This is a genomic window from Streptomyces sp. NBC_00376 (assembly GCF_036077095.1).
GTDB lineage: Bacteria > Actinomycetota > Actinomycetes > Streptomycetales > Streptomycetaceae > Streptomyces.
In genome coordinates, this window is record NZ_CP107960.1 from 3,297,508 (window position 1) to 3,318,314 (window position 20,807).

18 protein-coding genes are annotated in these 20,807 nt (G+C 70.2%); 6 read left to right on the forward strand and 12 right to left on the reverse strand.

The features are described from left to right. Nucleotides 1-3: 3 nt before the first annotated feature. The 7 genes from OG842_RS14600 to OG842_RS14630 form a co-directional block, all read right to left on the reverse strand. On the reverse strand, nucleotides 4-942 hold the full coding sequence (locus OG842_RS14600) for a type II secretion system F family protein (RefSeq protein ID WP_328512240.1): 939 nt from the start codon (nucleotides 940-942) through the stop codon (nucleotides 4-6). 10 nt (nucleotides 943-952) lie between these two features. After that, nucleotides 953-2,290 (reverse strand): CpaF family protein, encoded by a 1,338-nt coding sequence (locus OG842_RS14605; protein WP_328512241.1) that lies wholly within the window; start codon nucleotides 2,288-2,290, stop codon nucleotides 953-955. 59 nt (nucleotides 2,291-2,349) lie between these two features. Further along, entirely contained in the window at nucleotides 2,350-2,748 is a 399-nt protein-coding gene (locus OG842_RS14610) for a TadE family protein (protein WP_328512242.1), read from the reverse strand. Further along, on the reverse strand, nucleotides 2,745-3,137 hold the full coding sequence (locus OG842_RS14615) for a TadE/TadG family type IV pilus assembly protein (protein ID WP_328512243.1): 393 nt from the start codon (nucleotides 3,135-3,137) through the stop codon (nucleotides 2,745-2,747). Before OG842_RS14615 ends, OG842_RS14610 begins: the two co-directional genes overlap by 4 nt. 90 nt (nucleotides 3,138-3,227) lie before the next feature. Further along, nucleotides 3,228-4,514: an AAA family ATPase gene (locus tag OG842_RS14620; protein ID WP_328512244.1), complete on the reverse strand. Its 1,287-nt coding sequence runs from the start codon at nucleotides 4,512-4,514 to the stop codon at nucleotides 3,228-3,230. Between the two features lie 7 nt (nucleotides 4,515-4,521). Then, nucleotides 4,522-5,229, reverse strand: a complete 708-nt coding sequence (gene cpaB / locus OG842_RS14625; RefSeq protein WP_328512245.1) for a Flp pilus assembly protein CpaB — start codon at nucleotides 5,227-5,229, stop codon at nucleotides 4,522-4,524. A gap of 109 nt (nucleotides 5,230-5,338) precedes the next feature. After that, nucleotides 5,339-6,205 (reverse strand): hypothetical protein, encoded by an 867-nt coding sequence (locus OG842_RS14630; RefSeq protein ID WP_328512246.1) that lies wholly within the window; start codon nucleotides 6,203-6,205, stop codon nucleotides 5,339-5,341. 705 nt (nucleotides 6,206-6,910) lie between these two features. Between OG842_RS14630 and OG842_RS14635 the strand changes: the two genes are divergently transcribed. The 3 genes from OG842_RS14635 to OG842_RS14645 all read left to right on the forward strand — a co-directional run bounded on the left by OG842_RS14635 (nucleotide 6,911) and on the right by OG842_RS14645 (nucleotide 11,826). After that, nucleotides 6,911-8,647 carry a chitinase gene (locus tag OG842_RS14635; protein WP_328512247.1) on the forward strand — a complete coding sequence of 579 codons (1,737 nt, stop codon included), beginning with the start codon at nucleotides 6,911-6,913 and terminating at the stop codon, nucleotides 8,645-8,647. A gap of 252 nt (nucleotides 8,648-8,899) precedes the next feature. Continuing rightward, nucleotides 8,900-11,140 carry a serine/threonine-protein kinase gene (locus OG842_RS14640; protein WP_328512248.1) on the forward strand — a complete coding sequence of 747 codons (2,241 nt, stop codon included), beginning with the start codon at nucleotides 8,900-8,902 and terminating at the stop codon, nucleotides 11,138-11,140. After that, nucleotides 11,053-11,826 (forward strand): LppU/SCO3897 family protein, encoded by a 774-nt coding sequence (locus OG842_RS14645; RefSeq protein ID WP_266730052.1) that lies wholly within the window; start codon nucleotides 11,053-11,055, stop codon nucleotides 11,824-11,826. Before OG842_RS14640 ends, OG842_RS14645 begins: the two co-directional genes overlap by 88 nt. 25 nt (nucleotides 11,827-11,851) lie before the next feature. On the opposite strand, the gene OG842_RS14650 is transcribed toward OG842_RS14645, so the two are convergent. The 4 genes from OG842_RS14650 to OG842_RS14665 form a co-directional block, all read right to left on the reverse strand. Beyond that, nucleotides 11,852-13,327: a GntP family permease gene (locus OG842_RS14650; RefSeq protein WP_328512249.1), complete on the reverse strand. Its 1,476-nt coding sequence runs from the start codon at nucleotides 13,325-13,327 to the stop codon at nucleotides 11,852-11,854. 180 nt (nucleotides 13,328-13,507) lie between these two features. Then, on the reverse strand, nucleotides 13,508-13,918 hold the full coding sequence (locus OG842_RS14655) for a RidA family protein (protein ID WP_093897317.1): 411 nt from the start codon (nucleotides 13,916-13,918) through the stop codon (nucleotides 13,508-13,510). A 6-nt stretch (nucleotides 13,919-13,924) separates the two neighbouring features. Beyond that, entirely contained in the window at nucleotides 13,925-14,683 is a 759-nt protein-coding gene (locus tag OG842_RS14660; protein ID WP_266730054.1) for an IclR family transcriptional regulator, read from the reverse strand. Continuing rightward, complete coding sequence (locus OG842_RS14665) at nucleotides 14,680-15,741, reverse strand: sugar kinase (protein ID WP_266730055.1); 1,062 nt, start codon at nucleotides 15,739-15,741, stop codon at nucleotides 14,680-14,682. Before OG842_RS14665 ends, OG842_RS14660 begins: the two co-directional genes overlap by 4 nt. A 107-nt stretch (nucleotides 15,742-15,848) precedes the next feature. Between OG842_RS14665 and OG842_RS14670 the strand changes: the two genes are divergently transcribed. Both OG842_RS14670 and OG842_RS14675 read left to right on the forward strand, forming a co-directional pair. Then, nucleotides 15,849-17,177, forward strand: a complete 1,329-nt coding sequence (locus tag OG842_RS14670) for an alanine racemase (protein ID WP_328512250.1) — start codon at nucleotides 15,849-15,851, stop codon at nucleotides 17,175-17,177. Nucleotides 17,178-17,371: 194 nt separating this feature from the next. Further along, nucleotides 17,372-19,006, forward strand: a complete 1,635-nt coding sequence (locus OG842_RS14675; RefSeq protein WP_328512251.1) for an N-acyl-D-amino-acid deacylase family protein — start codon at nucleotides 17,372-17,374, stop codon at nucleotides 19,004-19,006. Between the two features lie 54 nt (nucleotides 19,007-19,060). Here OG842_RS14675 and OG842_RS14680 read toward each other — a convergent pair whose 3' ends face one another. Then, a complete protein-coding gene (locus OG842_RS14680) occupies nucleotides 19,061-19,897 on the reverse strand; it encodes a siderophore-interacting protein (protein WP_266730060.1) in 837 nt (278 codons plus the stop codon). Nucleotides 19,898-19,979: 82 nt separating this feature from the next. On the opposite strand from OG842_RS14680, the gene OG842_RS14685 reads away from it, so the two are divergent. After that, nucleotides 19,980-20,807, forward strand: a complete 828-nt coding sequence (locus tag OG842_RS14685) for a TetR/AcrR family transcriptional regulator C-terminal domain-containing protein (protein WP_328512252.1) — start codon at nucleotides 19,980-19,982, stop codon at nucleotides 20,805-20,807.

The following is a 20,807-nucleotide window of genomic DNA, read 5'->3' on the forward strand; positions in this document are numbered from 1 at the left end:
CCATCAGACATCGATCTTGGACAGGCGTCGGATCACGAGGAATCCGATCGCGTACAGGGCAAGGGAGACGATCACCGCGACCTGGCCGATGAGTGCACCGGTCATACGGTCGAGGGCGCCGGGCATGACCGCGTTCATCAGGAGCATGGCCCCCAGGCCGAAAGCGGGAACGGCATAGGCCGTGACCGTCACCTGGGAGAGTTGGGTCTTGACCTCGCGTCGGGTCTCCTTGCGCTCCTCCAGCGTCTCGGTGAGGTTGCGCAGCGAGCTGACGACCGTACCGCCGGCCCGGTTGGACAGGACGAGAGTGGTGACGAGGACAACGAGTTCGCGGGAGGGCAGGCGGTCGGTGAGTTCGCTCATCGCGTCCTCGAGGGATTCACCGACGGCGAGGCGACGGGCGACCCGGGCCAGTTCCTCGCCCGCCGGGTCCTCCAGTTCGTCGGCCGCCATACCGATGGACGTACGCAGCGCGAGGCCGGCCTGGGTGGCGTTGGCGAGGATGCGGGCGAGCTCGGGAAGCTGGTTGATGAAGTGCTCGGTGCGCTTGGTCCGTTGCCAGTTCAGGAAGGCGTTGGTGCCCCAGAGGCCGATGAGGGCTGCGACCGGTCCGAAGAAGCTGGCGAGCATGGACGAAGCGATCATCCAGAGCCCGGCCAGGGCGACGACCGCATAGACGAAGAACTCGCCCGGAGTGATCTCGAGGCCCGTGGCAGCCAGTTTCAGTTCGAGCTTCCGGCCCAGGCCGGTCCTCCGCAGTCGGCTGTCCAGCGACCGGAATCGACGGCGTCGGCCGGCCTCCGGAATATGACCGGTGTGCGAAAGACGGTCTACCAGGGCATCCCGGTCGGCCTTGCCACCGGAGTAGGCGTGCAGGCCCGCGACGCCCGTGACGCCGGCGAGCAGCGTGACGCCGATGGTGAGAAAAGGGAGATTCGTCATGGCACGGTACCTAGTTGGCCTCTCGGGTGGCGAGCTGTTCGGCGGAATCGGCAACCCCGAAGGCCTGCGGGATGGGCTGGCTGGCCATGTAGAGGCGCTCGGCGATCTTGCGCGGAATCGGGAGGTACTGGAATTCGCCGTTGATCCGCCCTTCGGCGTCCATCGGCTGTGCGTTGAACCGGGCGACGGACACGATGCGATAGGGGTCGCGACCGTGCGAGTCGAGGACGGCGATCTCGGTGATCTTGCGCGAACCGTCGGCGTGCCTGGTGAGCTGGACGATGACATCGACAGCGCTGTTGATCTGGTCGTGCAGTGCCTCGAACGGGATCTCGATCTCGGACATCGAGGCCAGAGTCTGCAGACGCATGAGCGCGTCCTCGGCGTTGTTGGCGTGAACCGTGGCGAGCGAGCCGTCGTGACCGGTCGACATCGCCTGGAGCATGTCGAGCGATTCGCCACCACGGACCTCACCGACGACGATGCGGTCGGGGCGCATACGCAGGGAGTTACGGACCAGGTCACGGATGGAGATCTGGCCCTTCCCCTCCACGTTCGCCGGCCGGGACTCCAGCCGGATGACGTGGCTCTGCTGGAGCTGGAGCTCGGCGGAGTCCTCGATGGTGACAATGCGCTCCCTGTCGGGGATGAGGCCGGAGAGCGCGTTGAGGAGCGTCGTCTTCCCGGTGCCGGTGGCGCCGGAAACGATGATGTTGAGCTTGGCCTGGACAAGTCCGGACAGCAGGATCAGCATCTGCTCGTCGAGCGAGCCGACATTGATCATTTCCTGGAGCGTGAAGGCTCTGGGGAACCGTCGGATGGTGAGCGTCGCACCAGTCAGCGACAGGGGCGGGATGATGACGTTGACACGCTCACCACTGGGTAGACGCGCGTCAACCATGGGGTTTGACTCGTCGACGCGGCGGTTGACCGTCGACACGATGCGTTCGATGGTCTGCATCAGCTGCTCGTGCGAACTGAATCGCATGGGCAGCTTCTCGACCTTGCCGCTGCGCTCGACGAAGATCTGGTCCGGTCCGTTCACCATGATTTCGGTGATGGACGCGTCTTCAAGGAGCGGTTCCAGAATGCCGAGCCCGAGGGCCTCGTCGACGACCCTGCGGATCAGCTGGGTGCGTTCGACGGTCGAGAGGACCGGCCCTTCGCGGCTGATGATGTGGCTGAGCACACGCTCCAGCCGCGCTCGCCGGTCTGCGGCGGCGAGCGACGACATCTCGGCCAGGTCGATCTCTTCGAGCAGCTTGGCGCGGTAGGTGGCCACCATGTGGCTGTCCTCCCGCGCCCCGCCGTTCTTCTCGGGGGCGGTCATGCGTGCCCGCAGACTCATTGCGTAACTCCTCGCTCAGACTTGCTCGTGGTGCTCCAGTTGTGCAATGCGGGCCCTGCTCACCCTCGCGGCATGGTGGAACTGCGACTGGCCCAACCCCAGTCGTCGATTCCGGGCACAACGGAGGGGATCCTCACGCGAGTGGTGTACGTCACTTCGCCGGTCCCGTCGTCGCTACTGAACTTCGAGTTCTTGTAGCTGCCGAGCCAGTCGCTCATCGCGTCGCGCCCCGCCCGCTCCGAGTCCCCGCGCGGCACGTCCTGGGTGGCGGTACGCGCGGCCGCACGGGCACCGGTGCCCGCCTGGTTGGCGGCGTACGCGGCGACCCCCAGCTGAATCGCGAAGAGGCCCACCAGGAGCAGCAGCGGAATGAAGCCCATGTACTCGATGGCGACCTGGCCACGGTCCCGGCGGGTCGCGGCGGCCTTCCGGCCCGGTGTGTGTACGCGCATGCTCATCGCTCGGCCTCCAGCGGCGACGCGGCGTTGCCCTCGATCGTCATCGGCCAGTTGAGTACTCCGGGTACCAGGACCGGAACCCGAAGCTTCACCGTGGCCTTGTACAGCGCGCCCGAGCTTTCGCACTTCGTCCGCTTCATCGACTCGCGCCAGACCTTCGGCAGGTCCTCCTTGGCCGCGTCCCGGCACGCCTGTCCGCGCGTACCCTGCGCGATGGCGCCCTTGTGTGCCGCCTGGTCCGCCGAGTTCCCCGCCAGGGAGAACGTGTAGCCGATCAGCGCGCACTGCCAGAGCGCGATCAGCAGCAGGATGATCAGCGGTGTGACGCCCAGGAACTCGATCGCGGTCTGGCCGCGGTCGCGTCCCCGGCCGAGGAGACGGGTGCGCATCCCGCCCCGCACCGGGGAAACGTCACCGCAACGCCTTCCCCGTATCTCCGTGTCTCTCGTCTCGGTAAGTGCCATTGGTCAACTTGCCCCCTAGGTCGTCTTCCGGTTCCGGGAGTCGCCGTCGCGGTCGCGCCGGCGGCCGATCGAGCCTCGGTCGTTCTTGAACTTCGCGATGGCCTTCGCGCCGCTCTTTTCCGCCTTCTCAGGAACCTTGACGATGCCGAGCTCGCCCGCAAGGGCCCAGAGGGCCTGTTTGACCGTGCTCTTGGAGTCGAGTTCGTGCAGCCGGCCCGCATCGACGACGGCCTGGAGTTCCTTGAAGTTCGCCGGGACCGCGGTGTTGGCCGTCGTGGTCCCGGTGATCTTCTCGATCAGCTGCGGCTGGATCTCGGTGTTGCGGATGAAGCGGTTGACAAGAGTGACCGTCTCCTCGGCCTTGCGGATCTGGAGCCGGTCCCACATCCGTACGACCCGCTTCGCACCGCGCACCGCGATCACATCGGGTGTGGTGACCAGCAGCGCCGTGTCGGCCATCTCGATGGCCGCCGCGCTGGCCCCCTGGAGCTGGCTGCCGCAGTCGATCACCACGACCTCGTAGCGCGAGCGCAGGGCGCTGACGATCTGCCGGGCCGAACGGTCACTGACCTCCTCGGCGCTCTCGCCCTCGCTGGGGGCCAGCAGCAGCGCCAGGCCGGTGCTGTGGCTGAACACGGCGTCGGACAGGACGCGCGGCGATATGTCGGTGATCGTCGACAGGTCGACGATGGAACGCCGAAACTGCACATCGAGGTACGAGCCGATGTCGCCGGTCTGGAGGTCCAGGTCGACCAGGGCCACGTTGCGCCCGGATGCCTGCGCCGCCAGGGCGATCTGCACGGCGGTGACAGTGGCGCCCACACCGCCCTTGGCACCGCTGACGGTGATGACCGTACCGCCGGGACCGGTGAAGACATCGGTCCCGGAGGTCAGGTGGCGGCGGACTCCGACGGACCACTGGGCCGCGGATTGAACCCTGTTGGCCAATTCCTCGTAGCTGAGGGGGAGGGTGACGACACCACGTGCACCCGACTCCATCGCGGACGAGAACAGACCGGGGGTGACATCGGCGGTAATCAGCACGACCCCGATGGCGGGGAAGCGCAGGGAGACCTCCCGGATCAGTTCCAGTGCCGGCACCGGACCGATCCGCTCGTGGACCAGCACGACCTCGGGCAGATCGTCGAGCGACTCGCCCGCAAGGCGGGCGAGAGTGTCGATGAGCTGGGTCGAATCGCTGACCGGAGTGGCCGGCTCCGCCTCGGGGAGCTGGCTGAGCAGGGTGGTGACGGATCTGGCCGCGTCGACGTCACCGACGGCCGGGAGGATCCTCGTGGTCATTCGATCCTCACTTGTCCTTGTCGAGCGTGTAGGTGCGGTCGCCCGGACGGATGGTGCTGTCGCTGCCGGAGGCGAGGAGCGCGAGGCGTACGTGCGCCGCGAAGGACTCGGCGTAGGCGATGCGCTGGGTGTCGAGCGTGTTGAGCGCGAAAGTGATCGGGACGGCCTCGGTGCCCATGTTGGACTTGCCGTCGTTGCTGGGCTCCAGGGCGGTCAGCTTGCCGACGTCCAGCACCTTGGCGTTGGACACGATGACCTTCGACTGGGACGGGGCGCCATCGTTCTCGCCTTCGAAAGTGGCGTAAATGTTGACGGTGGCACCGGGGGTGATCTTGCCCGCGACCCCCGTCGCGGCGTCGATCATGATGGCGATCTCCTGCTCCCCGGGCTGCAGCTCGGGCCGGCGCTGCATCATGTCGGACTGGAGCAGCGAGCCCTTGCGCAGCTGGGTGACGGCGATCTTGCCGTTGACCTCGGAGAGGTCCGTCACCGCGTTGGAGGAGAGCCAGCGCTTGGGCATCGAGATCTTCTCGAACTGTCCGGAGGACAGGGCGGTATAGGGGGCTACATCGGACTTCAGCTGGTAGGCCGAGACCTCCGGCCCGACCTTGGAATTGACGTCGCTGATCACCGAGAGCACGCCGGCGAAGGCGCCGAAGGCGCACAGAACCGACAAAAGCAGGAGTATCACGCCGCGGCGCTGACGGGAGTTCATAGGCCGGACAACCTCGTTCAATTCGGATGCGTGGGGCAGCGGACGGAAGGGCGTCTACGGAGGAAAGCGGAAGCGCTGGGACTGCGGTGGTACCAGGACTGCGGTCGTTCTAGGACTGCGGTGGTGCGAGCGCTCCATGGCTGAGGACACCGGCTGGGTGCTTACGGTTCTCCGCTGCGGGTAGCGGGGAGGAGCAGAACCCGCAGCGGTCACCGATGAGTTCCATTCCGCACCAGTGGCAGTTCTCCCGGCGCACCGAGGCCACCAGTTGGTACAGGACGGAGATGTCTGGCAGATAGGCGGCGAATTCCACCAGCTTCCCGGTTCCCCACCATGCGGGGGAACCGGACGGAAGTGCGGCCTCGTGAATGGACTGGACCTTCCACGCGGGCGCGAGGGCCTCCTTCACCCACTCGGACTGGGACTGCCCCTTGGCGGTCATCAGATGAGTGGCGAATTCGGGGCCGGTCGGGAGTTCCGCCTTCGGACCGACCTTGACGAGCTGTGGTTCGGGTCCCGCGACCACGGCGAACTGCGAGCCGGGCACCCAGGACTTGGCATGGGTCCTGAGGTCGACCGGGACCCGGTCGAACTTGGTGACGGAGTGGAGCAGCGCGCCCGCGTGGATGTAGTGCGCCAGCAGCCGGGCGGCGGAGGCTACCACTCCGGGGCTGAAGTCACAGATGGACAACTGGCGCAGCTGCCTCACGAGTACGGCCACACCGAGCGGCGGCAGGTCCGTCTTCACCAGGGCGATGCGATCGCTCTCCAGGACCGAGCGGACGGAGTAGAGCCGACGCTCGTGGGCGGGCGAGATGCCGGTCGGATAGACGGCGACGACGTACCCGTGCTGTTCGAGCAGCACGTGCATGTCACCGATGGCCATCTCCAGAGCCTGGGCATCCGGAGCCTGCAACAGGGCGGCTGTCGGCGTCTGCTGATCGGTCGGAGGTAGTACCAAGTCAGCACTGGTCACTGCTATTGCGGTCGGCACGCTGTTCCCCGTTTCGGCTCCGGCCGGACGCCGGTCATGACGTCGGCCGCAATCGCTCCTGCTCCGCGGTTCTGCCTCAGCACTTTATCCACGTCTTACCTGGCAGAGAACACTTTTCGGAGGCCAGTCCGACAACGTGTGCGAGGCGCCCGCGTAACGCCCCGGTGCTAAATCGGACCAAATCGAAAATCGTCAACTTCTGTACAACTGCGGAGGGTTACCGATACACCTTCCGGCTACCCCGACCCCGAATTCATCGCCGCACGTCAGCGCGGATGCGGAACCTGCCGCACCCGCCCCCGCGAAGACCGGACGGTCACTGTCCGAGCACTTGCGGCACTTCACCCGCACGGGGCGCGACACGGTCCGACGAGGTCAACAAAACGTCAATTCACAGGGAAGCCGAGGCCGGTTCGGAGCCCAAGCGGAGGCGCTCGCGAGCCCCTGGCGGACCGGTTCGGCACCGGCCGGACGGACGGGGTCGCCGCAGGTCCCGTTGCCAGAGGTCTTGACAACTCGATTGGTCTGGACCAGCTTTGTCGGCCAGCGGTGGCCACCGTTCCTCAACTCCACATCCCCTTCTTCTGCCCGTCACCCGCCGGACGATCCGAGTACCGCCGGTCCACCCCGCCGGCTCCTCGCCGAGCACCCCGGCAGGCACCCCCGACTCCCCCACGGAGGCTGCAAGTGGAACCTTCCCCCGCCAACGGCCACAGAATCCGCAGACGTTACAGCCGTCCCCTCGTCGGCGCCGCCGCGGCCGTCCTCGCGGCCGGTGCGCTGACCGCCACGGGCCTCGCCGGAAACGCCCAGGCCGCCGATATCAACGTCGCCAAGAACGCCGGCTTCGAATCCGGGCTCGCCAACTGGACCTGTTCCGGCGGCAGCGGCACCACCGTCTCCTCCCCCGTGCACGGTGGTGCCGCGGCCCTCAAGGCCACCCCGGCCGGCCAGGACAACGCGCGGTGCACCCAGACCGTGGCCGTGAAGCCCGACTCGACGTACACGCTCAGCTCCTGGGTGCAGGGCGGGTACGCGTACCTCGGCGCGAGCGGCACCGGGACCACCGACGTGTCGACCTGGTCCCCCGGCTCCGGCGACTGGACGCAGCTCACCACCAGCTTCAAGACCGGTCCCGGCACCACCTCGGTCCAGGTCTACACGCACGGCTGGTACGGGCAGGCCGCCTATCTGGTGGACGACGTGTCGGTCAACGGCCCCGACGGCGGGGGCGGCACCGACCCGGAGCCGACCATCCCGTCCGCCCCGGCCGGCCTGGCGGTCGGCACGGCCACCTCCTCCTCCGTGGCCCTGTCCTGGAACGCGGTCTCCGGCGCGACCGGCTACACCGTCTACCGGGACGGCGCGAAGGCCACCACGACCACCGGGAACTCGGCGACGGTCACGGGGCTGGCCGCCGACACCGCGTACCAGTTCGCGGTGACCGCCACCAACGCGGCCGGTGAGTCCGTCAAGTCCGCGACGGTCAGCGGCCGTACGGCCAAGGAGGGCGGCGGCAACCCCAACCCCGGCACCTCCGTGCCCAAGCACGCGGTGACCGGCTACTGGCAGAACTTCAACAACGGCGCGACCGTGCAGAAGCTCAGCGACGTGCCCGCGAACTACGACATCATCGCGGTCTCCTTCGCCGACGCCACGAGCACGCCGGGCGCCGTCACCTTCAACCTGGACACGGCGGGCCTGAACGGCTACACCGTCGACCAGTTCAAGGCCGATATCAAGGCGAAGCAGGCGGCCGGGAAGAACGTCATCATCTCGGTCGGCGGCGAGAAGGGCTCCATCTCGGTCAACAGCGACGCCTCCGCGACCAACTTCGCGAACTCGGTCCACACCCTCATCCAGGAGTACGGCTTCAACGGCGTCGACATCGACCTGGAGAACGGCCTCAACTCCACGTACATGACGAAGGCGCTGCGCTCACTGTCTCAGAAGGCGGGCTCGGGCCTCGTCATCACGATGGCGCCGCAGACCATCGACATGCAGTCCACGTCCGGTGAGTACTTCAAGACGGCGCTCGGCATCAAGGACATCCTGACCGTCGTCAACACGCAGTACTACAACAGCGGTTCGATGCTGGGCTGCGACGGCAAGGTCTACTCGCAGGGTTCGGTGGACTTCCTCACCGCGCTCGCCTGCATCCAGCTGGAGGGCGGCCTCGACCCGTCCCAGGTCGGCCTCGGTGTGCCGGCCTCCACGAGGGGCGCGGGCAGCGGTTACGTGGCGCCCTCGGTCGTGAACGCGGCGCTGGACTGCCTGGCCAAGGGCACCGGCTGCGGTTCCTTCAAGCCCTCGAAGACCTACCCGGGACTGCGCGGGGCGATGACCTGGTCGACCAACTGGGACGCCGCGTCGGGCAACGCCTGGTCGAACGCGGTGGGCCCGCACGTGCACGGCCTGCCGTAGCCGGCAGGTGACATCCACGCGTGCACGGCCTGCCACAACCACCGGCCGGCATCAGTGACCAGCAGCGCCGCCGCTCCCCCGGCGGCGCTGCTGCACGTTCCGGGGCCGGGGCCGTTCCCGGGGCCGTCCCAAGCCTGTCCCGGACCGGCAACAGAGTGCCGGGACTTTCCGCATTCCATGGCTGTTCGGACGCGTACATGGCACCGTTGTTGGGCTCGACGGGCTCGACGGTGATGCGACAGGGGGCGGGACATGGCCGGGGCGCGGGTGCAGGCACTGGGCGCGGACGATCCGGCGGCGCTCGGACCGTACCGGCTGATCGGACGGCTGGCGTCCGGCGGCATGGGGCGGATCTATCTGGCCCGCAGCGGTGAGCGCGGCGGCCGGGGGCTCGTCGCCGTGAAGACGCTGCTGGCCGAGGGGAACGTCAGCGAGACCGACCGGCGGCGGTTCGCCCGCGAGGTGTCGCTCGCGCAGCGGGTCGACAGCGCGTACACGGCGCGGGTACGGGACGCGGACCCGGAGGCCGAGCGGCCGTGGATGGCCATCGACTACATCGCCGCGCCGCCGCTCTCCGAACTCGTCGGCAGCTGCGGCGTGCTGCCCGCGTCGGCGGTGCGGTGGATCGCCGCAGGGACCGCGGAGGCGCTCGTCACCCTGCACGGGGTGGGCATCGTCCACCGTGATGTGAAGCCGCAGAACGTGCTGCTGCCGCTGGAGGGCCCCCGGGTCATCGACTTCGGCATCTCCCACGCCGCCGACCTCACCCGCACCAGCCTGACCCTGGGCACCATCGCCTTCACCTCCCCCGAACAAGCACGCGGCGAGGCATCCACAGCGGCCTCGGACGTGTACTCCCTCGGCGCGACCCTCTTCATGCTCGCCACCGGACGACCGCCCTACGCCGCCGACGGCGACACCCTCCGACTCCTCGCCCGCGTCCAACGCGGCGAACTCGACCTCGACGGACTGCCCAAAGAACTCGTCCCCACCATCCGCCCCTGCCTCGCCACAGACCCCGCCCGACGCCCCACACCCGCCGAACTACTCGCCCGCTTCCGCCGCGACCAGGCCGGAATGCCCGCCACACACAGCGGTACCCGCTGGCTGCCACCGCGGTGGACGGAACTGATCGGCGCGTACGCGACCCAGGGCATCGAACTCGCCAACGGCCGCGGCGCGGCCCCGGCGGCGCCGAACGCCGACGGACGTACGGACGTGGTGCCGCCGCCCCGCCCGACGATGGTCTACACGGAGGAGCGCAGGGCCCGCGCCGCCCGCGACCGGGCCCGCCGCGACCGTACCCGGCAGGAGCTGGCGGCCCTCGCGGAACTGGCGGAGCGGCAGCGGGCGGAGCAGGCCGAGCGGGAGCAGGCGGAGCGCGAACAGGCCGAGCGCGCCGAGCAGGAGCGGGCGGAGCGCGAACGCGCGGGAGCCGCCCGGCAGGAGGCGCGGCGCGTCGAGCGCGAACGCGCGGAGGCCGCCCGTGCCGAGCAGCGGCGGGCCGCGCAGGAGCGGGCCAGGCGGGAAGCGGCGGCGCAGGACCGTGCCAGGCGGGAGCGGGCCGAGAGGGAGCGCGCGGAGGAGGCCGCCCGTGCCCAGCAGGCGATCCGTGCCGCGCGTGCGCGGGCGGCCGCGTCCGCCAACGCCTCGCCCGCCGGGGGCACGACGCGCCCGCCGGGCGCCGCCTCGGGCAGCTCATCGAACTGGGGCTGGCTGATCGCCATCGCCGTCGTCGTCGCCCTGGTGTTCTGGCAGCCCTGGGAAACCTCGGGGAAGGCGAGCGGCAGCGGCGGGTCCTCCGCCGGCACCACCGCTTCCGGTGCCGTCACGTCCGGCAACGGTCTCGACACCCACTCCGACGACGAGACCACCGGCACCGACGACAACGACAGCAGCGACGACTCCGGGGGTACCTCGGACGATTCGGGCAGCACCGACGACGACCCGTCACCGACCCCGACACCCACACCGACCCCCACGCCCACCCCCACACCCGACGCCACCGACCTGGCGTTCCGCGCCGTGCGCGCCGGTGACTGTCTCAACGTGTACAGCGACGGGCACGGCAAGATGAGCGCCACGACCCCGGTCCGGGTCAACTGCCGGGCCTGGAACGCCTATATGCATGTCAACCGCGTCACCTCGCAGTCCGGGGAGTCCAGCTCCTGCGACACGGGGCAGGGCTTCACCTGGTGGCACAAGTCCGGTGAGGACGGGATCGAGCGCACGCTCTGCCTCGACCGGGTGTACCAGGTGGGCCAGTGCTTCCCCGCGCAGGTCCAGAGTTCCGTCAGCGCCGATCTGACGGTGGTGCTGTCCTGCAACTCGTCGACCGTCCCCCAGGCAGGCCAGTCGATCCTGCGAATAACCGGGTACTACCGGGCGCCCTCGGCCGGCACCAAGTGGACCTGCCCGGCCGGGAGCGGGCAGCGGTTCTGGTACTGGCAGGTGAACAACGGCCGGAGCATCATCTGCGCCTCGGCGGCCTGACCGGGCACGGCACAACACCGCCGAAGAAGTCGTCCCCCTCCGCGGGTTGGCTGCTCGTACTGTTCATCGTCCTGGTGCTCCTGATCTACCGGCCCTGGGAGACGTCCGGCACGGAGAGCACCAGCGGCAGCACCTACGGCACCAACGCGGCGCGGACCCCGACGCCCACGCCCACCCCCACCCCGACCGCCGATGCCGTCGACCGGGCCTTCCAGTACGTGACCAGCGGCCAGTGCCTCAACGTCTACGACGACGGGTACGGGAACTGGAGCTCCGCGGTGCCGCAGCGGGTCGCCTGTGACTCCGCCAACGCGTACGTCCATGTCACCCGCGCCTACTCGACCGGCGGCACCCCCGACCCCTGCCCTTCGGAGAACGGCAGTGGCACCTGGTACCACGCCGCGAAGGACGACATGAACACGACGCTGTGTCTGACCCGTCAGTTCCGCAAGGGCCAGTGCTTCCCCGCCGACCTGGACGGCAACGGCAACGCCCGTCTGCTCGTGGTCTGGAGCTGCAACGCCGACAAGGTGCCCGTCGCGGGCCAGTCGATCGCACAGATCACCGGCTACTACCGGGCACCCAAGTCGTACAGCGGCCAGATCTGTCCGGCGAACAGCGGGCAGCGTTACTGGTACTGGAAGGTGGACAAGGGCAAGAACATCATCTGCGTCAGCCAGGCCTGAGCCGGTCCGAGCCGAATGGAAGAGCCTAGATCACCAGGCTCAGCAGTGCCGCCACCGCGAATCCCGCGACCGACAGGACGGTCTCCAGGACCGTCCAGGACTTCAGGGTGTCGCGTTCGGAGATGCCGAAGTACTTCGACACCATCCAGAAGCCGCCGTCGTTCACGTGCGAGGCGAAGATCGAGCCGGCCGAGATCGCCATGATGATCAGGGCCAGGTGGGCCTGCGAGAGGTCCTGGCCCTCGACCAGGGGGACGACGATGCCGGCGGTGGTGACGATGGCGACGGTCGCCGAGCCCTGGGCGACGCGCAGGACCACGGAGATCAGCCAGGCGAGCAGGATGACCGGCAGGCCGACGTCGTTGAAGGTCTTGGCGATTGCGTCCGCGATGCCGCTGGCCTTGAGGACGGCGCCGAACACACCTCCCGCGCCGACCACCAGCAGGATGTTGCCGACCGGCTTCAGCGATGAGGTGGACACCGATTCCAGGGACTTGCGGGACCAGCCGCGACGGATGCCCAGCAGGTAGTACGCCAGCACCAGCGCGATAGTCAGGGCGACGAAGGGGTTGCCGAAGAACTCGATGACCGAGCGCGCGGTGGAGGCGCCCAGCGCGATGGAGGAGAACGTCGCGGCGAGGATCAGCACCAGCGGGGTGCCGATGATCGTGAGTACGGTGGAGAGCGCGACCGGCTCCTCGCGCGGGGTGACCCCGGCGGCCCGCTGCTCGGCGACGACCGCCGCCTTGGCCTCCTCGGCGGCCTCGACCATGTCCTGCGGGACCGCGACGAAGATCCGCTTCCCGATCCAGGCGGCGTAGCCCCAGGCGGCGAGGACGGACGGGACGCCGACGACGGCGCCCATCAGGATGACCCAGCCGAGGGAGACGTGGAAGAGTCCGGCGGCGGCGACCGGGCCGGGGTGCGGCGGCAGGAAGGCGTGGGTCATCGAGAGGCCCGCCAGCAGCGGCATGGCATAGAGCAGGATCGACTTGCCGGAGCGCTTGGCGGTGGCGTACACGATCGGCGCGAGGACGAAGATGCCGACGTCGAAGAAGATCGGGATGCCGAAGACGAGGCCGGTGAGGCCCATGGCGAGCGGGGCGCGCTTCTCGCCGAAGAAGTTCAGCAGACGGGTGCTCAACACCTCGGCACCGCCGGAGACTTCGAGGATCGAGCCGAGCATCGTACCGAGGCCGATGATGATCGCCACATGACCGAGGATGCCGCCCATGCCGGATTCGATGACGGAGACGGCGGCGGACCTCTGGACCGTACCGAAGAGCTCGGTGACGGAGAGTCCGGCGCCCAGGCCGACGGCTATGGACACGGCGAGCAACGCGACGAACGGCTGCAGCCTGACCTTGATGATCAGGAAGAGGAGGAGCGCGATCCCGAGGACGGCGACGGTCAGCAGACCGGCGGTGCCGTCGATGAGCGGGAGGATTCCGCCGGTGTGGGGCGGTGTCTCGGCCGGTGGTGGGGTTGCGGCGAGCAGCATGCGTGACTCCGTTGGGGGCGACGGATTTTGGGTGTGGGGGAGCGCGGCACGGCGCCCCCATGGGGTGGGGCGCCGTGCCGTGCGTGGCAGAGCGGTGGTGCGGTTGCGGCAAGTGGATCAGCTGGTTCGGCCGGTTCGGTGGGCTCAGGTGGTTCAGCTGGTTCAGACGGCTCAGCCTGCTCAGCCGAGGACCGCGAGCGCGTCGATCTCGATCAGGAGGCCCTTGGGGAGGCCGACGTAGACGGTCGTGCGGGCGGCGGGGGCGGCCTTGAGGTTCTGCTCGCCGAAGTAGGCGTTGTAGATCTCGTTCATCTCGGCGAAGTGGTCCACGTCCGTGAGGTAGACGCGCATCATCATCACGTCGTCCCAGCTCGCGCCGCCCTCCTCCAGGATCGCCTTGACGTTGGCGAAGGTCTGGAGGGTCTGCTCGCGCAGCGTCGGACCGGCGGGGGTCGGGGCCTGGCCCTCGACTGCGGGCAGGAAGCCGACCTGGCCGGCGACCTGGAGGATGTTCCCCTTCTTCACCCCGTGCGAGAACTTCGCGGGGGGCGTGGTGTGGGTGCTCGGGGTGAGGGCGATCTTCTCGGTCATGGCTGTTCAGGCTTTCTTGGGTCGGGTGGTGCCGGAGTACTCCCGGCTGATGGAGTCGGCGGTGCGGCGCACCAGCGGGAGCAGAGTGAGGAGTTCCTCGGCCGTGACGACGACATTGGGCGCGGAGACCGACATCGCGGCGACGACCCGCCCGTCCGCCCCCCGGATGGGGGCGCCGACGCAGTTGATGGACTCCTCGTGGCCGCCGAGGTCGGTGGCCCAGCCCTGTTCGCGGACGACGGCGAGCTCCTTGAGGAAGGCACCGGCGTTCGGGGTCGAACGGGACGTGTACATGGGGTAGTCGAGCTTCTCGGCGATGGCGCGCCGCTCGGGCTCGGTGAGGTCGGCCAGGAGCAGCTTCGCGACGGCGGCGACGGTGATCGCGACGGGCTTGCCGATCCGCGAGTACATCCTGACCGGGTAGCGGCTCTCGACCTTGTCGATGTAGAGGACCTCCTGCTCCTCGTACACCGCGAGATGCACGGTGTGACCGCAGCTCTCGTTGAGTTCGACGAGGTGGGGGTGGGCGATCTCCCGTACGTCGAGGTTCTCGACGGCCTCCTGCGCGAGGGCGAAGAGACGGGCGCCGAGGCGGTAGCGCTGGTCCTGCTGGCGGTAGACGAGGCCGTGCTCGTGGAGCGTACGGAGCAGGCGCAGCGCCGTGGACTTGTGGACGCCGAGCCGCTCGGCGACCTGGCCGAGGTCGGCGGGTCCCTGGGCGAGCAGCGGCAGGATGCTCAGCGCCCGGTCGACGGTCTGACTCATGTCGTACGTACCTCCTGGTCGTCCCCCGTCCACCCGGGGCCGAGACGAAGTCTCCCCCAGGCCTCGTCGTCCAGTGCGGCAAGGGAGTCGGCGTGCGCGCGGGCCGGCGGGGCGGTGAGGTCGCCGGGGACGGTGAGGACGGCGGCGGCCATGAGGTGGCCGTGCCGGACGCGGTCGCGTACGGGGAGGTCGCGCAGGGTGGCGGAGAGGAACCCGGCGGCGAAGGCGTCGCCCGCGCCGACGGGGGCGACGACGTCCACGCGCAGGGCGGGGACGGTGGTGACCTCACCGGCTTCCGCGACATCGCCGGTGCCCGAGAAGACCGTCGCGCCCTCCGCGCCCCGCTTCACGACCAGCGTCGCCGGTTCCGGCAGGGCCGCGCGGATCGCCTCCGCGCCGGTCACGCCCCACGCCTGAGCCGCCTCGTCCTCGCCGACGAAGACCAGGTCGCTGCGGCGGGCAAGGTCGAGGAGCACCTCGGGGGACGCGTCGGCGTCGCGCCACAGGCCGGGCCGGTGGTTGACGTCGAAGGAGATCAGCGGGCGGCCGGGGCGGGGCTCGGTCAGGTCGTGGAGCAGGGCCAGGCAGTCGGCGGAGAGCGCCGCGGTGATGCCGGACAGGTGCAGGACCCGGGTCGTGGGCAGTGTCACGTACGGGATGTTCCGGGGCGACATCGCGGAGGCGGCGGAGCCGGCCCGGTAGTAGGCGACCTCGTGCACGTCGGTGGCCCGGTCGGTCGCGGTGCGGAAGTAGATCCCGGTGGGCCGCGAGGGATCGCGCCGCACGCCGGAGGTGTCGACCCCGTAGCCGGCGATCGCCTCGACGAGGTGGTCGCCGAAGCCGTCCGCGCCGACCCGGCTGACCCAGGCCGTCCGGTGCCCGGCGGCGGCCAGCGCGCAGGCGACGTTGGACTCGGCGCCGCCGATGCCGCGACCGAAGGAGGGTACGTCGGCGAGGCGTCCGGGCTGCGACGGCAGGAACGTCACCATGGATTCGCCGAGGCACACGACTTCGGCGGCCGTGGCGGCGTCGGCGGTCCTGGCCGGGGTTCCGGACACTCGGGGCTCCTCGCGGGTTCGGTGATGCGGGTTCGGGGCGCGGCGGGGGTGCACGCCATTGACCCGGCGTCGGCTCGGATGTTAGACAGCGTTAAGCGATATACGCAATGAGTGTTGCACATGATGCAACGACGACTTCGATCGAGGAGGCCCCCTTGGGCGCCGACCGTCCTGTGTCCGGACTCGCCGACGAGCTGGTCGACCACCGCTTCAAGGCGCTCCCGCCCGACGCGGAGGGCCTGACCGTCGGCGCCCTCGCCGCCGAGCGGCGCAACCTCTTCACGGGCGGCTTCACCACCCCGGTGCTCGCCCTGTCCGCCGAGTCGGTCGAGCACAACCTCGCTCTCCTGGAGACGTACGCGGAGCGCCACGGGCTCGCCTTCGCCCCGCACGGCAAGACATCCATGTCCCCGCAGCTCTTCGCCCGCCAGCTGGAGTACGGCGCCTGGGGCATCACCGCCGCCGTGCCGCACCAGGCGCGGGTCTACCGGGCGTACGGGATCCGGCGGATCTTCCTCGCCAACGAGCTCGTCGACGCCTCGGCGCTGCGCTGGCTCGCCGCCGAGCTGGACTCCGACCCGGAGTTCCGTCTCATCTGCTACGTCGACTCGGTGCGCGGCGTGGAGCTGATGGACGAGGCGCTGCGCGCGGCGGGCGCCTCCCGCCCCGTCGACGTCGTGGTGGAGCTGGGCGCGGGCGAGGGCGCGCGCACCGGGGTCCGCACCGAGGCCGAGTGCGCGGCGGTGGCCGACGCGGTGGCGGCGACCGGGACCCTGCGCCTGGTGGGCGTGGCCGGTTATGAGGGTGAGGTGCCAAAGGCGTCCGCCGAGCGGGTACGGGACTGGCTGGACCGGCTCGTCGCGCTGGCCGTCGACTTCGACCGCGCGGGGCGCTTCGCGTCCGCCGAGGAGATCGTGATCAGCGCGGGCGGCAGCGCCTGGTTCGACGCGGTGGCGGAAGTGTTCGCACAGATCCCGGAGCTGTCGGCGCCGGTGCTGAAGCTGCTGCGCTCGGGGGCGTACGTCTCGCACGACGACGGCCACTACCGCCACCTGACCCCGTTCAACCGGGTGCCGGAGGAGGGGGAGCTGCAGCCCGCCTTCCGGCTGTGGGCGCAGGTCGTGTCGCGCCCGTCGGACGAGCAGGCGTTCCTCAACGCGGGCAAGCGGGACGCGGCGTACGACCTCGACCTGCCCGAGGCGCAGGTCGTGCGGTCCGGCCGGGACGGCTCGGTCCGGCCCGCGACGGGCATCTCGGTCACCGGGCTGTCGGACCAGCACGCATGGGTGCGTACGGAGCCGGGTGCGGAGCTGGAGGTCGGTGACTGGGTGGGGATGGGCCTGTCGCATCCGTGCACCAGCTTCGACAAGTGGCAGTTGATTCCGCTGGTCGCGGCGGACGGCACGGTCACGGACTACATCCGCACGTTCTTCTGACACCTGCATCTGACAGCTGTGGGAGGGGAGCTGCCCTGCGGGGGCTGTTCCCCTGCCCCGCCCCTTCCCGTAACCGGGGGCTCCGCCCCCGGACCCCCGCTCCTCGATCTCCGGAGAGGCTTGAAATGCTCCTCGGCGAACGGAGGAGCTGAAGCGCTCCCCCGTTCGCCGGAGGGGCTTGAACTGGAGCCCCCATGGACCTGGTCATCCGTAACGCCCACGTCGTCGACGGCACCGGCGCCCCCGGCCACCGCGCCGATGTGGCCATCGCCGACGGCCGGATCGCCGGGATCCACCCCGAGGGCTCCCCCGGCCCGCGCCCCTGTGCCCGCCGCACGCTCGACGCCGACGGGCTCGTCCTCTCGCCGGGCTTCATCGACATGCACGCGCACAGCGATCTCGCGCTGCTCCGCGACCCGGACCACAGCGCCAAGGCCGCGCAGGGCGTCACGCTCGAAGTCCTCGGCCAGGACGGCCTGTCGTACGCCCCGGTCGACGACCGGACGCTCGCCGAGGTCCGCTCCACCATCGCCGGCTGGAACGGCTGTGCGCCCGAGGACACGAGCATCGACTTCGACTGGCGCACGGTCGGCGAGTACCTGGACCGGCTGGACCGCAACTTCGACGGCCGGGGCATCGCCGTCAACGCCGCCTACCTCGTCCCGCAGGGCACGGTCCGGATGCACGCGGTGGGCTGGGAGGACCGCCCCGCCACCGATGCCGAACTGACCCGGATGAAGGAACTCGTCGCCCAGGGCATGGCGGAAGGCGCGGTCGGCATGTCCTCCGGCCTCACGTACACCCCCGGCATGTACGCGAACGACGCCGAACTCACCGAACTGTGCCGGGTGGTGGCCCAGTACGGCGGCTACTACTGCCCGCACCACCGCTCGTACGGAGCGGGCGCGCTCGGCGCGTACGAGGAGATGGTGCAGCTCACCAGGAACGCGGGCTGCGCCCTCCATCTCGCCCACGCCACCATGAACTTCGGTGTGAACAAGGGCCGGGCGCCCGAGCTGATCGCCCTGCTCGACGACGCCCTGGACGCGGGCGCCGACATCTCCCTCGACACCTACCCGTACACCCCCGGCTCCACGACCCTCGTCGCGATGCTGCCGAGCTGGGCGAGCGAGGGCGGGCCCGAGTCGGTGCTCGCCCGCCTCGCCGACGACGCCACGGCGGAACGCATCCGGCACCACCTGGAGGTGCTGGGCTCGGACGGCTGCCACGGCGTGCCGATCGAGTGGGACACCATCGAGATCTCGGGGGTCGGCGCCCCCGCCCTCGCCGACCATGTGGGCCGTACGGTGGCCGAGTCCGCGCGACTGCGCGGCGAGGCGCCCTGGACGACCGCGCGCCGGCTGCTCGTCGAGGACCGGCTCGGCCCGACGATCCTCCAGCACGTGGGCCACGAGGAGAACGTGCGGCAGATCATGCGCCACCGGGTGCACACCGGGGGCAGCGACGGCATCCTCCAGGGCGACAAGCCGCACCCGCGCGCCTACGGTACGTTCCCGCAGTATCTCGGCCGGTACGTACGGGAGTTGGGCATCCTCTCGCTGGAGGAGTGCGTCGCCCACCTCACCTCGCGCCCGGCCCGGCGGCTGCGCCTGGCCGACCGGGGGTACGTCCGCGAGGGCTACCGCGCCGACCTGGTGCTCTTCGATCCGGCGACGGTGGCGGCGGGCTCCACGTTCGAGGAGCCGCGCACCCTGCCGGTCGGCATCCCGCACGTGCTGATCGACGGCCGCTTCGTCATCGAGGACGGCCGCCGCACCCAGACCCTGGCGGGCCGGGCCGTCCGGGGAACAGGGCGCGCCGCCGGGTAGCGCGTCCGGCCCCCGCCACCCCGTCCTCGCCCCTCGGCCCCCGCTCCCCCGCGCTCACTCCCCCGCCTGCTCCTTCGCCCAGGCCAGGTCCTCCTCGGTCGGGGCGTCGTCCTGGGTGAGGCTGCGCCGCCAGTAGCCGCTGAACTGCACGGCCGCCCGGTGCAACCCGCGCTCCTCGATCAGGTGACGGCGCAGGGCCCGTACCGCCCCCGCCTCACCGGCCAGCCACGCGGCCCCGGTCCCGGCGGGCAGTGGCGCCGCCCGCACCGCGTCCGCCAGCGACCCGCCCCCGTCCCGGTGCACCCAGTGGACGCTCACCTCGCCGGCCGAGTCGAGCGGCCGCTCCTCCGTCGCGTCGGCGACCTCGGCGCAGACGAGCGCCCGCGCCCCGGCGGGCAGTGACTCCAGCAGGGTCGCGATCGCGGGGAGCGCCGACTCGTCGCCGGCCAGCAGCAGCCAGTCGGCGGCGGGCAGCGGCCGGGCGTACAGCGACGACGGGCCGACCATGCCGAGCACATCGCCCGCTCGCGCGTCCCGGCCCCAGCGGGCGGCGGGCCCGTCGTCGCCGTGCAGCACGAAGTCGACCGTCATCACGTCACGTCCACGGTCGTACGCGCGAACGGTGAAGCTCCGCAGCAGCGGCCGCTCGGGCTCGGGGATCGCGATATACGCCTCGTACCACCGCATGCCGTACGTGTCGTCGGCCTCCGGCTCCGGCAGCCGGGGCACTCCTTGCCCCTCCCTCGGGAAGCAGAGCTTCATCTGCTGGTCGGGCCGGTCCTCCATGAGCCCCGCCAGCGCGTCCCCGGTGAAGGTGACGCGCGCCGTACGCGGAGTGATCCGCTCCACGCCGACGACCCGTACGTACGACACGGTCAACGCCTGCCCCATGGCGGTTCCGCCCTCTCCGACTGATAGTTTACGCCGTAAGGAATTACCTGGCGAAGTTACTTTACGGCGTAAGGAGTCGCAAGTGGTGGTCTTTGCCGGACAGGGCGACGCCCGCCGTTCGATGTCCCTGCTGTGGCGCGCCGACGGGTCAAAGGAGCAGGGCCGGCGTCCCGGTCCCGGCCCCAGGCCGGGGCTGAGCGTCGATGCGATCGTGACCGCCGCGATCGCCGTCGCGGACGAGGACGGCATGGCCGCGCTGTCGATGCGCGCGGTGGGCGAGCGGCTCGGCCGCACCGCGATGGCGCTCTACACCTACGTCCCCGGCAAGAGCGAGCTGCTGGACCTGATGTACGACGCGGTCCACGCCGAACTGCCCGCGGAGTACGAGGAGAACGGCGACTGGCGTGCGGGGCTGACCGCCTGGGCGCGGGACAGGCTCGAATTCCACCTCCGCCACCCCTGGGTGCTCCAGGTCTCCCAGGCCCGCCCGGTGCTCGGCCCGCACGAGTACGCGGGGCTGGACACGCTCGTGCGGCTGCTGGACGCGACCGGGCTCGAAGCGCACCTGCTGCGGCGGCTGGTCGGCACACTCTCCCACTTCGTGCGCGGCTGCGCCGGGACGGTCGCCGAGGCGCGGCAGGCCGCGGCGGCGACGGGCGAGCCGGACGAGGAGTGGTGGTTCGCCCGCTCGGCGCTGCTGGGCGAGGTGGCGCCCGACTTCGCGGAGCGCTACCCGAGCCTGGTCGCGATGGAGACCGCTTCCACCCCGCAGCCGCCTGCGCCCGCCTCCGCTCCCGGCGGGGAGTCGGTGCCGTACCTGGAGCGCGAGGCGAGGGAGACGTTCGACGTCGGACTCGGGGTGCTGCTCGACGGGATCGAGGCGGCGATCGGACGCGCGGCGAAGCCGTGA